10 protein-coding genes are annotated in these 14,880 nt (G+C 51.0%); 2 read left to right on the top strand and 8 right to left on the bottom strand.

The window, feature by feature from the left end:
• Nucleotides 1-8: 8 nt before the first annotated feature.
• Nucleotides 9-590 (bottom strand): ubiquinol-cytochrome c reductase iron-sulfur subunit, encoded by a 582-nt coding sequence (gene petA, locus DBY97_RS06730; protein ID WP_107857886.1) that lies wholly within the window; start codon nucleotides 588-590, stop codon nucleotides 9-11.
• A gap of 123 nt (nucleotides 591-713) precedes the next feature.
• Nucleotides 714-1,463, bottom strand: a complete 750-nt coding sequence (locus DBY97_RS06725) for a Nif3-like dinuclear metal center hexameric protein (protein ID WP_107857885.1) — start codon at nucleotides 1,461-1,463, stop codon at nucleotides 714-716.
• 175 nt (nucleotides 1,464-1,638) lie between these two features.
• Between DBY97_RS06725 and DBY97_RS06720 the strand changes: the two genes are divergently transcribed.
• Nucleotides 1,639-2,565: a LysR family transcriptional regulator gene (locus DBY97_RS06720; protein ID WP_003748251.1), complete on the top strand. Its 927-nt coding sequence runs from the start codon at nucleotides 1,639-1,641 to the stop codon at nucleotides 2,563-2,565.
• A gap of 74 nt (nucleotides 2,566-2,639) precedes the next feature.
• Here DBY97_RS06720 and DBY97_RS06715 read toward each other — a convergent pair whose 3' ends face one another.
• From DBY97_RS06715 to dnaJ, 3 genes are all read right to left on the bottom strand, one after another.
• A complete protein-coding gene (locus DBY97_RS06715) occupies nucleotides 2,640-3,290 on the bottom strand; it encodes a TIGR01621 family pseudouridine synthase (RefSeq protein WP_107857884.1) in 651 nt (216 codons plus the stop codon).
• A gap of 1 nt (nucleotide 3,291) precedes the next feature.
• Entirely contained in the window at nucleotides 3,292-3,870 is a 579-nt protein-coding gene (locus DBY97_RS06710) for a TMEM165/GDT1 family protein (protein WP_107857883.1), read from the bottom strand.
• A gap of 297 nt (nucleotides 3,871-4,167) precedes the next feature.
• The gene (gene dnaJ, locus DBY97_RS06705) at nucleotides 4,168-5,337 is read right to left on the bottom strand and encodes a molecular chaperone DnaJ (protein WP_004518914.1); all 1,170 of its coding nucleotides are present in this window, start codon (nucleotides 5,335-5,337) and stop codon (nucleotides 4,168-4,170) included.
• Between the two features lie 468 nt (nucleotides 5,338-5,805).
• Here dnaJ and leuS point away from each other — a divergent pair, with 468 nt between their 5' ends.
• Nucleotides 5,806-8,436, top strand: a complete 2,631-nt coding sequence (gene leuS, locus DBY97_RS06700; protein ID WP_107857882.1) for a leucine--tRNA ligase — start codon at nucleotides 5,806-5,808, stop codon at nucleotides 8,434-8,436.
• A 276-nt stretch (nucleotides 8,437-8,712) separates the two neighbouring features.
• On the opposite strand, the gene DBY97_RS06695 is transcribed toward leuS, so the two are convergent.
• The 3 genes from DBY97_RS06695 to DBY97_RS06685 all read right to left on the bottom strand — a co-directional run bounded on the left by DBY97_RS06695 (nucleotide 8,713) and on the right by DBY97_RS06685 (nucleotide 14,778).
• Nucleotides 8,713-10,002 (bottom strand): ferredoxin reductase family protein, encoded by a 1,290-nt coding sequence (locus tag DBY97_RS06695; protein WP_107857881.1) that lies wholly within the window; start codon nucleotides 10,000-10,002, stop codon nucleotides 8,713-8,715.
• Nucleotides 10,003-10,523: 521 nt separating this feature from the next.
• The gene (gene adhE / locus DBY97_RS06690) at nucleotides 10,524-13,139 is read right to left on the bottom strand and encodes a bifunctional acetaldehyde-CoA/alcohol dehydrogenase (RefSeq protein ID WP_107857880.1); all 2,616 of its coding nucleotides are present in this window, start codon (nucleotides 13,137-13,139) and stop codon (nucleotides 10,524-10,526) included.
• Nucleotides 13,140-13,458: 319 nt separating this feature from the next.
• Nucleotides 13,459-14,778 (bottom strand): MFS transporter, encoded by a 1,320-nt coding sequence (locus DBY97_RS06685; RefSeq protein ID WP_107857879.1) that lies wholly within the window; start codon nucleotides 14,776-14,778, stop codon nucleotides 13,459-13,461.
• Between the last annotated feature and the right edge of the window lie 102 nt (nucleotides 14,779-14,880).

Here is a 14,880-nt window from a genome sequence, read left to right as displayed (position 1 = left end):
CCTTATTTTTAGTCTTCGCCCACCAAAACAGTTGTATCGCTCAGATATTTATAAGGCGGTACAACCAAGTTGGTCGGTGCAGGAACACCTTTGTATACTCGGCCTGCAATGTCGAATTTCGAACCGTGGCAAGGGCAGAAGAAACCGCCTTTCCAGTCTGCGCCCAAGTCGGCGGGAGCAATGTCGGGACGGTAAGTCGGAGAGCAACCCAGGTGGGTACAGATACCGATAGCGACGAGGAGGTTCGGCTTGATCGAACGGTGCTCGTTTTTAGCATATTCCGGTTGCTGATCCACTTCGGAATTAGGGTCCGTAACTGAGCCATCCAAACTTTTCAAGTCTTTGAGCTGTTGATCTGTGCGGTTGACCAGCCAAATCGGTTTACCCTGCCATTCGGCAGTCAGCATTTGGCCTGCTTCGATTTTGCTGACATCTACTTCGACAGCAGCACCGGCAGCCTTAGCTTTCTCCGATGGAAAGAAGCTGGCCACGAAGGGCGTAGCTACGCCCAGAGCCGCCACACCGCCTGCACCGCAAGTAGCCAGTGTCAGGAAACGGCGGCGGCCGTTGTTGATTTCTTGATTATCCATTATTCAGTCGTCCTAAATTTTTGGGAATACCGAGCCATTAAACAGCGTAATTCTACCTAGTTTGTTGTAATACTCAAAGCATTATTTAAAATAAGGTAAAGTTTTTATGATATTGCTCAATACTCAGGCAGGGTTGTTTTCATCAAAGTGAACCACTTCGATACCGAATTTTTCTGCCACGGCATCGCCTAAGGCGCGGACGCCGTAACGTTCTGTCGCATGGTGTCCGGCACTGATAAATGCCACACCCGTTTCGTTGGCAAGATGATATTGCGCTTCGGAAATCTCACCGGTCAGATACGCATCGACACCTTCGTCTGCGGCCGTCTGAAAAAATCCCTGCGCACCGCCGCTGCACCAGGCAATGCGTTTGATTTCGCGCTCAAGATCGCCGATAACGGTCGGCTTGCGGTCAAATACCGCCTCGATGCGTTCAGACAACTGCGCCAGCGTTTGCATGGTTTTCAGACGGCCTGTATTCAACAGGTTTTGCTCGCCGAATTGTTTTTCGAGCACCCAATCGAGTTTCTCGGCCAACTGCGCGTTATTGCCTAGTTGCGGGTGTGCGTCCAGCGGCAGGTGGTAGCCCGCCATATTGATTTGGTGTTGCAGCAAGGTTTCAATGCGTGTTTTTTTCCAACCGGTAATCGTGACAGGCTCGCTTTTCCAAAACATACCGTGGTGAACCAAAAGCAGATCCGCCCCCTGCTCTACGGCAAAATCGATTGCCGCTTTGCTGGCGGTAACCGAAGTGGCGATTTTGGCAATTTCTTCTTTGCCTTCAACCTGCAAACCGTTGGGCGCATAGTCCTTAAACAGCCCGACCTGCAAAGTCTCATCACACCAAGCCAGAATTTCGCGGCGTAAAGTCATATTCCGCTCCTTATATCTGTCTTCAAAAACAGCTTCGCATTCTAACCGCAAAATCTGTTTATGCCTCAAATTCTTACATTCTGATTTCAGCAATCATTCCCAACATTAATCATTTGCACATCATCATGAATTATTTTAATATACCCCACCTTACCCACAGGCCGTCTGAAAACACATGGACTCTATTATCGAATTGCGTCATCTCAAAACCTTGCTGGCTTTAGAAGAAACCGGCAGCGTTTCCCTTGCCGCCAAACGGGTTTTCCTGACCCAATCTGCCCTGTCGCACCAAATCCGCGCCTTGGAAAATTATTACGAAACGCCGTTGTTTGAACGTAAATCCACACCTTTGCGCTTCACTCCGGCCGGTATGCGCCTATTGCAACTGGCGCGCGAGCTGTTGCCGCAGGTTGCAGCCGCCGAACGTGATTTGGTGCGGATTATTGAAGGTGAAGCCGGCGAACTCAGGCTTGCCGTCGAATGCCACACCTGCTTTGACTGGCTGATGCCTGCCATGGGCGAGTTCCGCCCCTTATGGCCGCAAGTTGAATTGGACATCGTCTCCGGTTTCCAAGCCGATCCGGTCGGGCTGTTACTGCAACACCGTGCCGACCTTGCCATCGTTTCCGAAGCCGAGCCGCTCAACGGCATCAGCTACCGCCCTCTGTTTGCCTATGAAATGGTCGGCATCTGCGCAGAAGACCACCCGCTTGCCGACAAAGACGTTTGGGAAGCGGAAGACTTTATCGACGAAACCCTGATTACTTATCCCGTCCCCGACGAAATGCTGGATTTGCCCAAAAAAGTGCTGCTGCCCAAAGGCATTAACCCGCCACGCCGCCACAGCGAGTTGACCATTGCCATTATTCAGCTGGTTGCCAGCAAACGCGGTATCGCTGCCCTGCCCTACTGGACGGTTATGCCGTATCTGGAAAAAGGCTACGTCGTCCACCGCAAAATTACTTCAGACGGCCTGCAAAGCAAACTTTATGCCGCCATTCGTACGGAAGATGCCAACAAAGGCTATCTGGACAACTTCTGCCAAATCACGCACGACCGCTGTTTTGCCGACTTGCCGGGCTTGAGTGAATTGGAAATGTAAACTTGAAACAATCAAAAGGCCGTCTGAACAATTTCAGACGGCCTTTTTTAATATACACAAAAATTTCACTGCTCCTATTCGGACTCATCCGAACCCAAACACGCCGACAAATCGATTTCAGACGGCCATGTTTTATCGGGCGCAACCCGAATATCGAAATGCTCGCCGCGATAGTCGAAAACCAAACGCCAAGCGTGCAGAAACAGATGTCCCTCCTCATCGCCGCCATACAGCGTATCGCCCAAAATCGGACTGCCTATGCTTTTCATGGCCACGCGCAGCTGATGGGTTTTGCCGGTAAACGGTTGCAACACAAACAGGCGCAAACCGGGCTTCAGGCTTTGGCTGCTGAAACGGGTAACGGCAAAATTATCCTCATCACGCGTCAGCTTCCATGTACCGCGCCGCGAACGCGCCATACCGCCTTTCACCCAGCCCTGCTTTTTCGCCGGCTTGTGCGTACCGAGTGCCAAATAAGTTTTACGCATGGTTTTCTCGGCAAACTGTGCCGACAAAGCGGCCGCGCTGTCGCGGTTGAGCGCAAACAGCAACAGGCCGCTGGTGGCCTTGTCCAATCGGTGAAGCAGCCACACGCGTTCAACACCGAGCTGCTGCGCCAGCGATGCGGTCAGACAAACATCCCCTTCCGATTCGCTGTGCACCGATACGCCGCAAGGCTTATTGATGACCACAAAGTCTTTGTGTTCAAAAACAATGTCCCACATTTCAGACGGCCTTCAACACAATACCGTCGCCAAGCAGAGTCAAAATACCCAGTAAGCAGAACAAGATACACGCAACAATGCGCACTGCTTTGGCCGGAATCTTGCGCATCAGCATTTCGCCCAAATACACGGCAGGCACAGAAGCAATCATCAAACCGGCAATACTGCCGACCACGACCAGCAGGATAGATTGGTATTTTGCCGCCAAAAGAACTGTTGCAATCTGCGTTTTATCGCCGATTTCAGCCAAGAAAAACAGGACGACCGTCGCCGTAAATGCGCCGTATTTCAGCCACTTGCCGTCAGGGTCTTCGTCTTTGTCCGGCAACAGCAGCCACAATCCAACCGCAATAAAGCTGCCGCCGACCACCCATTTCATGACTTCGGGCGAAATAGCGGATGCCAGCCAGACACCGAGTGCGGCTGAAACAAGATGGTTCAACAGGGTTGCAATAAAGATACCGGCAACAATCGCATTTTTATGGGCAAAACGTGCTGCCAAAAAGAGCGCCAGTAATTGCGTCTTATCGCCGATTTCGGCAATGGCAACGCCCAGCATCGAGGAGAAAAAAGCTTCCATGATTTAAGATACTCAACCGAAAAGCGGGCAAACAAAAAGCGCTGTGCATACCGCCCGCAAGGGTATGGACAACGCTTACGTCTTGCCTGTCTTCCGATAAAGCAGAGAAGATACCGCTGCCACGGCCGCACAAGCCGATTATGTTGACAACGGTTTCGGCATTGCGCCGAATGGCTACTCCCGTAAGAGTGAAGCGCGAATTGTAAGGCAAACCATAGCCTGAAGCAACAAAAAGAAAAACAAAAGGCCATCTGAAACCTCATTCAAGTAGGTTTCAGACGGCCTTTTTCACAACGATTAATTATCGGAGAACAAATCGCCTACTTTTTCGCCTACTTTTTCCCAAAACGATTTTTTGCGCGGGGTTTGGCTGAGATTGAGGCCGGAGGAGATTTTTTCAAATTCTTCCAGCAACTCTTTCTGACGGTCGGTCAGGTTGACCGGTGTTTCAACCAAAATATGGCAGTACAAATCGCCGGTCGAGCTGGAACGCAGAGACTTGATGCCTTTGCCTTTCACGCGCATACGGCGGCCGGTTTGCGTTTCTTTCGGAATGTGCAGTTTGACTTTGCCGTCCAAAGTCGGCACTTCGACTTCACCGCCCAATGCGGCAATGGCAAAGCTGATCGGCAGTTCGCAATGCAAGTCCAAGCCGTTGCGCTCGAAGATTTTGTGCTGTCTTACGCGGACATTGACGTACAAATCGCCTGCCGGCGCACCGTGTTGACCCGGTTCGCCCTCGCCGCTCAAGCGGATGCGTTGCCCGTCGTCGATGCCTGCCGGAATGTTGACTTCAACCGTTTTGCTGGTCTTAGTACGGCCTTCACCACGGCATTTGACGCAAGGATCTTTGATTTCTTTGCCTGTACCGTGACAAGTCGGACAAGTCTGCTGCATTTGGAAAATGGCTTGGCGGACGTGTACCGTACCTGAGCCGTGACAGGTCGAACAAGTCGATGCGGATGTGCCCGGTTTGGCACCTGAGCCGTGGCAGACATCACATTCTTCGTAAGTCGGAATGTTGATGCGTTTTTTCACGCCTTTGGCGGCTTCTTCAAGCGAAATCTCTATGCCGACCTGCAAGTCTGCGCCGCTGTAATCCGGCTGACGGCCGCCTGAGCTGCCGCCACCGCCGAACATTTGGCTGAAAATATCGGAAAAATCGAAGCCTTGCGCACCACCGAATCCGCCTTGGCCGCCAAAACCGCCAAAGCCACCGAATCCGCCCGCACCTGCGCCCTGTTCGAACGCGGCATGGCCGTATTGGTCGTACATGGTACGTTTTTCCTTGTCAGACAAGGTGTCGTAAGCTTTTTGGACTTCTTTAAATTTTTCTTCCGCTTCTTTGTTGTCAGGGTTGCGGTCGGGATGGTATTTCATTGCCAGCTTGCGGTAGGCTTTTTTGATTTCATCGTCGCTAGCGCTGCGGGCAACACCAAGGGTTTCGTAATAATCTTGGGTACTCATAGTTTGATAGTGTTTTGAATAAATTTGAACTGGGTCGGATATGTGGGCGGAAGGTAAAAAACTCAAGTCGATATTTTTAAGGCCGGCTGAAAATTTTGTTTCAGACAGCCTCCCTCGCCTTGTCAAAACATGATAATGGCCTTAAAGTGAAAGAATATTTGACCCTATACCGCTGTTTTATATTAGAAAGATTTTCTTCCTTGATAAAAAAGTTGCTTCCTTTTTATGCCTGATGCTGATGGCGGCCGTTGCCAGACTTACCGTTAACCGTTTCATATCTAGGCCGTCTGAAACCCTGTTTTCAGACGGCCTTTTGATTGTTTGCGTTCTTCCATGTCAAAACAAACGGGAAACAACAATGCCAAAGCGGTTTGACATGATGTTACGACACAAGCAATCCGCTTCTGAATCCGCTATAATCTGCGTTTGATTTTATTTTCCAACGCCTTTTGTACAAAGCGAAACATCATGCAAGAACAATATCAACCCGCCGCCATCGAGCCTGCGGCGCAGAAAAAATGGGATGACGCCCGTATTTTCAACGTCTCCGAAGACGCTTCCAAACCCAAATACTACTGCCTCTCCATGTTCCCCTATCCCAGCGGCAAGCTGCACATGGGGCATGTGCGCAACTACACCATCGGCGACGTATTGAGCCGCTTCAAACTCTTAAACGGCTTCAACGTCATGCAGCCTATGGGTTGGGACGCGTTCGGCATGCCGGCGGAAAACGCAGCGATGAAAAACAACGTCGCCCCTGCCGCATGGACTTACGACAACATCGAATACATGAAAACCCAGCTCAAAAGCCTGGGTTTTGCGATTGACTGGGAACGCGAAATCGCCACCTGCAAACCCGAATACTACCGTTGGGAACAATGGCTGTTTACCAAGCTGTTTGAAAAAGGCATCGTCTATCGCAAAAACGGCACGGTGAACTGGGACCCGGTCGACCAAACCGTCCTTGCCAACGAGCAAGTCATCGACGGACGCGGCTGGCGTTCCGGCGCGTTGATCGAAAAACGCGAAATCCCGATGTATTACTTCAAAATCACGGATTACGCCGAAGAACTGCTCAACGACTTGGACAAACTGGAACACTGGCCTGAACAAGTCAAAACCATGCAGCGCAACTGGATCGGCAAATCCCGCGGTATGACCGTGCGCTTCGCCGTTTCAAACGACAGCAAACAAGGATTGGAAGGCGATTACGCGAAATTCCTGCAAGTTTATACCACCCGTCCTGACACGCTGATGGGCGCGACTTATGTTGCCGTTGCCGCCGAGCATCCGCTGGCAACCGCCGCCGCAGCCGACAAACCTGAATTGCAAGAATTTATCGCCGAATGCAAAGCCGGCTCGGTTGCCGAAGCCGATATGGCGACGATGGAGAAAAAAGGTGTGCCGACCGGCCGCTACGTCGTCAACCCGCTCAACGGCGACAAGCTGGAAGTGTGGATTGCCAACTATGTATTGTGGGGCTACGGCGACGGCGCGGTCATGGCGGTTCCGGCGCACGACGAACGCGATTTCGAGTTCGCCACCAAATACAATCTGCTGAAAAAACAAATCATTGCCGTCGGCGACAACGCATTCGACGCAAACAAATGGCAAGAATGGTACGGCGACAAAGAAAACGGCGTATTGGTCAACAGCGGCGACTTGGACGGCATGAATTTTCAGACGGCCTTCGACACCATCGCCGCCAAGCTGCAAAGCCAAGACGCAGGCGAACCGAAAACCCAATACCGCCTGCGCGACTGGGGTATTTCGCGCCAACGCTACTGGGGCTGCCCGATTCCCATCGTCCATTGCGAAAAATGCGGCGACGTCCCCGTCCCCGCCGACCAACTGCCCGTCGTTTTGCCTGAAAACGTCGTACCCGACGGCATGGGTTCGCCGCTGGCAAAAATGCCCGAGTTTTACGAAACCACCTGCCCATGCTGCGGCGGCGCGGCGAAACGCGAAACCGACACCATGGACACCTTCATGGAATCGAGCTGGTATTTCTTCCGTTACATGTCGCCCAAGTTCGCAGAAGGCATGGTATCGGCTGAAGCCGCAAAATACTGGGGCGCGGTCGACCAATACATCGGCGGCATCGAACACGCAATTCTGCACCTCTTATACGCGCGCTTCTTCACCAAACTGATGCGCGACGAAGGCTTGGTCAGCGTGGACGAACCGTTTGAACGCCTGCTCACGCAAGGCATGGTCGTCTGCGAAACCTACTACCGTGAAAACGCCAACGGCAGCAAAGACTGGATCAACCCCGCCGATGTCGAATTGACTTTCGACGACAAAGGCCGCCCCGTTTCCGCCGTCCTCAAAGCCGACGGACTGCCCGTCGTCATCAGCGGCACGGAAAAAATGTCCAAATCCAAAAACAACGGCGTCGATCCGCAAGAATTGATTAACGCCTACGGCGCGGACACCGCCCGCCTGTTCATGATGTTCGCCGCACCGCCCGAACAGTCCCTCGAATGGAGCGACAGCGGCGTCGAAGGCGCACACCGCTTCCTGCGCCGCCTGTGGCGTACCGTTTACGAATACCTGAAACAAGGCGGCGCGGTCAAAGCGTTTGCAGGCAACCAAGACGGTTTGTCTAAAGAACTCAAAGACCTGCGCCACAAACTGCACGCCACTACCGCCAAAGTCAGTGACGACTACGGCCGCCGCCAGCAGTTCAACACCGCCATCGCCGCCGTGATGGAACTGCTCAACCAATACGACAAAACCGAAACCGGCGGCGAACAAGGCCGCGCCGTCGCCCAAGAAGTATTGGAAACCGCCGTACGCCTGTTGTGGCCCATCGTGCCGCACATCTGCGAAACCCTGTGGAGCGAATTGAACGGCGCGAAACTGTGGGAAGCAGGCTGGCCGACAGTCGATGAAGCCGCCTTGGTCAAATCCGAAATCGAAGTGATGGTTCAAGTCAACGGCAAACTGCGCGGCAAAATCACCGTCGCCGCCGACGCCTCTAAAGCCGACCTCGAAGCCGCCGCACTCGCCACCGAAGGCGCGGTGAAATTCATGGAAGGCAAGCCTGCGAAAAAAATCATCGTCGTACCCGGACGCTTGGTGAATATCGTCGTCTAAACCGCTTTTAAGGTTTAGCCATACGGATAAAGGCCATCTGAAACTTGGAAACAGGTTTTCAGACGGCCTTTTATTTTTAAAACCGTTATTTCCTTGAATTGTAAGGTTTACCATTAAATTAAAGTTATGAAGATATTTTTTGAACCATCGTATTCAAATGAAGACCTTAGCTTTGATAAAAACTAAGGTTTAGACGAATAAAGAAAGGCTGAGACCTTTGCAAAAAAGCCCTTCCCACGACAGCCTAAATCCAAACAAAGGTCTCATCAGGTTCATTTAGCGGAATTCAAACAGCTCTTGATGCAATGAGCGTGTCTTAAGTTTTCCTGCAATACTGTTTGTAAAGCTACGACTACCACAAAGCCATAGACTGCGGGTTTCACTATTCTGAACGCTTTGTACAATATGATCAGCTGATAATCTTTGGGTTTCAGAAGGAATATAGTGGAATGTAACATTCGTTTGTTGAGCCAAATCTTTCCATTGGTTGATTATTTCTGCAGATAAATTTCTATCGGCATGGAACCAGTCAATTTGTTGATTGGATGGTTGTTTGGCTAATTCTTTGAGCCTTGCAAGGAAAGGCGTAAAACCAATACCGTTACTCACCCAAATTTGTTCATTTTTATCTGAAAAATTGAAGCGGCCATATGCACCATCAATTTTAACGGTATCACCGATGTTCAAACGTTGAGACAGACGATGGGTGTAGTCGCCCAAGTCTTTGATGATAAGATTGATTTGTTGATTTTCAGGATTCCAGTTTGAAGCGATGGTAAATGGGTGGCTTTCTCCATGTGCACGTAAAAAGAGGAATTGACCGGCTTGGTGTCCCTGCCATTTTGGCGCATTCAGGGTAAGTGAAAGCAGGGAGCCGTTTTGGTTCATGGCAGTTACTGTTGCGGTTTGCGGTTTACCAATGCGTTTAAAGAGGGCGAGGAGGGAACAAATACTACCGAAGAATAGGGCGGTAGCCAGCAACCAGCCAAGTGGCTGAGCCCAGTAAGCAAAGTTTGCCAATACGATGGTGTGCCATACGAGTGCAATATAGACAGGGACAATTAAGATGTGAAGTTTGGCAAACCAACGGTAGGGAATAAGTTTGATCAGTGCGATAACCAATAAGACGACTGCAACGTAAAAAGCAATCTCACCCACTTCTTCAGCAAAATGGCGCTGGGTAACTAACCAATCTTTTAAAGTCAAGACTTCCTGCATCGGTGGGCGCGGTGGCTTTTTGCCGTCAAACAGACCGAGCTTTACCAGCCATTTGGGGAATTGCTTACTGATCCAATGCAGGATACTGCCTGAAAGGGCAATGATGCCCAACCATTTATGCAGGCGGTACATTTTATCCAATCCGCCAAATAGTCCTTCCAACATTTTGGGACGTACTGCAAGAATCATACAAGCACTCATGGCCAGTATGCTGATGCTGCCGGTGAACTGTAATAATAGGTTACGTACGGGAAATACGCCCCACTTGTCTGGAAATGGCGTGGCAAACAGCCATAAAGCGGATATGCCGACTAAAAAGGCAAATAAGGTAAATTTAATATTTTTCATGGTAGTGTTCTTTGTGAAATTAAAATATAAAACAGTTGGTGCTTGTTTTAACAGGACTAAGTATATCTTGGAAAAATTAGGCCAAAATTATCGATAAAGTGCTTCCTGTATTCATTGTTAGGGCTTAAAACGCCAATGTTGGTATGCTCAGCCTTTCTTGTCGTTGATAGTTTAAAGTGGAACATTATTTAATAAATTCCACCACTTCGCGTTTTTGGGTGAGGCTCTTACTTGCGATAGCCAAATGCTGCCATCACACTTAACTTAAATTCTTGGGGATCAAACAAGCCTTTTTCTGCCAATAATGTATCCATTTTGGCATGAGGGAAACCTTCAACAGTGGGAAGCGGTCGATGTGTTTGGCAATCATGGCTTGGGCAGTTTACTGGAAGAAAGTACTCATGAGAAATCCCCTAAATGTCTTGGTGGAAATTTAGGGGATTTTGGGGAATTTTGCAAAGGTCTCAGGCCGTCTGAAACCCTATATTCAGGTTTCAGACGGCCTTTTTAACTACCCTATTTTATTCGCCGTAATAAGCTTTGGTCAGGATTTCTTCCATATCGGCCACCATCGCGAGGCGTGGGTTGGCCGGGGTGCATTGGTCTTCAAAAGACATCATGGCCAGCTCTTTTCTGCCATCGAGGAAGGTTTTCTCATCGATGCCCTGCTCTTTAAACGACATTTTGATGCCGACGTTGACCGCCAGTTCGTGGCAGGCGCGGGCGAAGGATTCGACGCCTTCTGCCGGTGTGCTGCATGGCAGGCCTAAGGTACGGGCGATTTCCTGATATTTCAGGTCGGCTTTGTAGTAGTTGTACTTCGGCCAAGTGGCGGTTTTCTGCGGACGCGTACCGTTGTAGCGGATGACGTGCGGCAGCAGGATGGCGTTGGCACGGCCGTGCGGAACATGATATTTACCGCCGATTTTGTGTGCCATCGAGTGGTTGATACCCAAGAACGCATTGGCAAACGCCATGCCTGCGATGGTGGAGGCATTGTGCATATGCTCGCGCGCTTCGGGATCAGCCGCACCGTGTTTGTAGGAGCGTTCGAGGTATTGGAACACGAGCTTGATGGCTTGCAGGGCGAGGCCGTCTGTAAAGTCGTTTGCCAGTACGGAAACGTATGCTTCTACGGCGTGGGTCAGTACGTCCAAACCGGTATCGGCGGTTACACCTGCCGGTACGGTCATGGTAAACGCAGGGTCGACAATCGAAATGGTCGGTGTCAGTGAGTAGTCGGCAATCGGATATTTTTTGTCTCCGTCGCTGATGACGGTAAACGGCGTCACTTCGGAGCCTGTACCCGATGTGGTAGGAATGCCGATAAATTTGGCTTTGCGGCCCAATTCAGGGAAACGGAATGCGCGTTTGCGGATGTCCATGAATTTTTGGACGAGGTCTTCAAAGTCGACTTGGGGCTGTTCGTAGAAGAGCCACATGGCTTTGGCTGCGTCCATTGGCGAACCGCCGCCCAGCGCGATAATGGTGTCCGGCTGGAAGCTGCGCATCAAATCGGTGCCTTTATAGACGGTTTGGACGCTTGGATCGGCTTCGACATCGGTAAACAGCTGGATGGTCACTTTGTTTTTGCGTTGATGCAGTTGGTGGGTGATTTTATCGACAAAGCCCAGATCAACCATCGAACGGTCGGTCACAATCATGACTTTTTCGCAGTCTTTCATGTCTTGCAGATATTGAATGGAATCGCGTTCAAAATAGATTTTGGCGGGCACTTTGAACCATTGCATGTTGTTTCTCCGACGGCCTACTTTTTTGATGTTTAACAGATTGACTGCGCTGACGTTGCCGCCGACGGCGTTTTTACCGTAAGAGCCGCAACCGAGGGTCAGAGAAGGCAGGAAGGCGTTGTACACGTCGCCGATGCCGCCGAAAGTAGAAGGCGAATTCCAAATCACGCGCAGCGCTTTGACGCGTGAGCCGAACGTTTTGACCAATTCTTCGTCGGCGGTATGGATGGCGGCGGAGTGTCCCAAGCCGTCAAAGGCAACCATTTCTTCTGCGAACTTCAAACCTTGTTCGGTCGAATCTGCCTTAATCATGGCCAAAACAGGCGAAAGTTTTTCGCGGGTCAGCGGCTCGTTCGGGCCGACTTCGCGGCATTCGGCGATGATGATGTTGGTTTTTTCAGGCACTTTAAACCCGGCCTGTTCGGCAATCCATGTTGCCGGTTTGCCCACTACCGCGGAATTGAGTTTCGCCCCGCCGCAGCTGGCGCAATTCGCCGTCACGCCGAAGATAAACTCTTCGAGCATGGCTTTTTCTTTTTTGTTGGCAAAGTACACGCCGTAGGATTTGAATTCTTCGGCCAACTCTTTGTAAATCTCTTTATCGGCAATCACCGCCTGCTCGCTGGCGCACACCATGCCGTTGTCGAAAGATTTCGACATCACAATATCGTGTGCTACCTGTTTGATGTCCGCCGTTTTTTCAACATAAGCAGGTACGTTGCCCGCCCCGACGCCGAGCGCAGGTTTGCCGCAAGAATACGCCGCCTCCACCATCGCATTGCCGCCGGTCGCCAAAATCGTTGCCACGCCCGGATGCTTCATCAGCGCGGAAGTGCCTTCCATAGACGGCTTTTCAATCCACTGGATACAGTTTTCCGGCGCACCGGCCGCAATCGCCGCATCACGCACGATACGCGCGGCATGGGCGGAACACTGCTGGGCGGACGGGTGGAACGAGAAAATAATCGGATTGCGGGTTTTCAGCGCAATCAAGGATTTGAAAATGGTGGTGGAAGTCGGATTGGTTGTCGGCACAATACCGCAAACCACGCCGACCGGATCGGCAATTTCGGTAATGCCGGTTACATCGTTTTCACTGATGACGCCCACGGTTTTCAAATCGCGCAGGCGGCGCACGACGTTTTCGCAAGCAAACAGGTTTTTCGTCGCCTTATCCTCAAACACGCCGCGTCCCGTTTCTTCCACCGCGTGCATGGCGAGCACACCATGTTTGTCCAGCGCGGCAATGGAGGCTTTGGCAACAATAAAGTCAATCTGCTCCTGATCGAGCTTAAGAAACTCATCCAACGCCCGTAAACCCTTTTCAACCAGGCTGTTTACCTCGGCTACGGCTGGGCTGACGACGTTGTCGGCTGATGCGTTCATGGTGTATCTCCTTAATAAAAGGTGGCAATAAGGTCAATAAATTTTCACTACGATAACTATAGGTAATTTAGTTACATTTTGCTTTGACCTACATCACAAACCATGATTGAACTTTTCAGACGGCCATTTTATCGTTTATTCATTTTAATTCTTTGAAGTATAATATTTTTATCTACACAAAAACAAAGACGGTTATTCTTCGTCGCTTTCCTCGATAATTAAGATAAAAACAGAAAATCGATGTATTAAAATTACAAACGTAAATGAAAAAGGCCGTCTGAAAATATTTTTTCAGACGGCCTTTGTTTATATATGCCTTTTATTGGCTAATGTCTTCCAGCGTACGACCTTTGGTTTCTTCACCCAATACCAAGATTACCGCCACAATCAGCAGCATAACCAGCGCAAACATCATAAAGATATTGCCGAAGCCGCCGCTGTTGCCCACCATCGCCGCCACTACCATGGGCGCGAGTATGCCGCCGACGCGGCCGATGGCGCCTGCCCAGCCGGATGCGAAGGCACGGAAGCGCAAGGGGTAGAGTTCGGGGGTGTAGGTGTACAAAACGCCCCATGCGCCCAAGTTGAAGAAGGACATCAGGCTGCCCCAGATCATGACTTCGGCCGCAGTGGTGCTTTGCCCAAAAAACCATGCGCACACGGCGCACGCGGCCAGAAAGCCTGCCAGCGTTGCTTTGCGGCCGATTCTTTCCACCAAAGCCGCGGCGGCTATATAGCCGGGCAGTTGCGCAACAATCATCACCAGCACATATTCAAAGGTTTTGACCACGGTATTGCCCTGCTCGACCAGCAGTTTGGGCAACCAAGTGAAAATGCCGTAATACGAAAACACGATGCCGAACCAAACCAGCCACAGCATCAGCGTGCGCCGTGCAAACGGATGTTGCCAAAGTTGGAAGAAGCGGATGCGTTCGCGCGGGGCGGCCGGGGCGGCAACGGCTTCTGTCGGCGGCGTTATGCCCGATTGAATTTCCAGCGCGGATACTAAATGGTGCGCTTCGTTGGTTTTGCCGCGGGAAAGCAGGTAAGGCACGGATTCGGGAACAAACTTCAACACCAACGGCACATAAAACAGGGGCAAGGCGCCGAATAAAAACGCGCTGTGCCAGCCGGTTTGCGGAATAAAGAAATAAGACACCAGCGCTGCCGAGAGCCAGCCCAAGCCCCAAAAGCTTTCGAGCAATACAATAAAACGGCCGCGTACTTTCGGCGGCGCATATTCGCTGACCAGCGACACGGCGACGGGCAGTTGGCCGCCCAAGCCGACGCCGACAAAAAAGCGGCACACCAGCAAAACCGTCAAATCAGGCGCAAGCGCGCACAAACCTGTGGCAATGCTGTACACCACCATCGTGCCGGCAAAAACGGTTTTCCGTCCGAACCTATCCGCCAGCCAGCCGCTGAATACCGCGCCCAAGGCCATGCCGACGAAGGCAATACTGACAATCCAACCCAACTGCGCCGGAACCAGCGCCCAATCTTTGCCCAAAGCCGGCAATACAAACGACACCAAACCTGTATCCATGGCATCAAACAGCCAACCTATGCCGACCAAAACCAGAAGTTTGTAATGAAATCGGGAAGGCGGCAGATTGTGCAGCCGTGTCAGAATATCCATAACTTCTTTCCTTTGTTTGTGTATGATTGAATTGGGTTTTAGCAATAAATGCTTTAATTTCAGTGACAAACCTGAAACCGAGACATTGTGTCGATTTTAACA

The organism is Neisseria subflava (assembly GCF_003044645.1).
In the GTDB taxonomy this organism is placed as follows: domain Bacteria; phylum Pseudomonadota; class Gammaproteobacteria; order Burkholderiales; family Neisseriaceae; genus Neisseria; species Neisseria subflava_B.
Note: the sequence above shows the minus strand (reverse complement) of the source record. Positions and strands in the feature narration are given on the sequence as shown.

Bases quoted from the DNA above. Each gene is read 5' to 3' on its own strand.
- petA (WP_107857886.1), bottom strand. From the start codon at position 590: ATGGATAATCAAGAAATCAACAACGGCCGCCGCCGTTTCCTGACACTG.
- DBY97_RS06725 (WP_107857885.1), bottom strand. From the start codon at position 1,463: ATGACTTTACGCCGCGAAATTCTGGCTTGGTGTGATGAGACTTTGCAG.
- DBY97_RS06720 (WP_003748251.1), top strand. From the start codon at position 1,639: ATGGACTCTATTATCGAATTGCGTCATCTCAAAACCTTGCTGGCTTTA.
- DBY97_RS06715 (WP_107857884.1), bottom strand. From the start codon at position 3,290: ATGTGGGACATTGTTTTTGAACACAAAGACTTTGTGGTCATCAATAAG.
- DBY97_RS06710 (WP_107857883.1), bottom strand. From the start codon at position 3,870: ATGGAAGCTTTTTTCTCCTCGATGCTGGGCGTTGCCATTGCCGAAATC.
- dnaJ (WP_004518914.1), bottom strand. From the start codon at position 5,337: ATGAGTACCCAAGATTATTACGAAACCCTTGGTGTTGCCCGCAGCGCT.
- leuS (WP_107857882.1), top strand. From the start codon at position 5,806: ATGCAAGAACAATATCAACCCGCCGCCATCGAGCCTGCGGCGCAGAAA.
- DBY97_RS06695 (WP_107857881.1), bottom strand. From the start codon at position 10,002: ATGAAAAATATTAAATTTACCTTATTTGCCTTTTTAGTCGGCATATCC.
- adhE (WP_107857880.1), bottom strand. From the start codon at position 13,139: ATGAACGCATCAGCCGACAACGTCGTCAGCCCAGCCGTAGCCGAGGTA.
- DBY97_RS06685 (WP_107857879.1), bottom strand. From the start codon at position 14,778: ATGGATATTCTGACACGGCTGCACAATCTGCCGCCTTCCCGATTTCAT.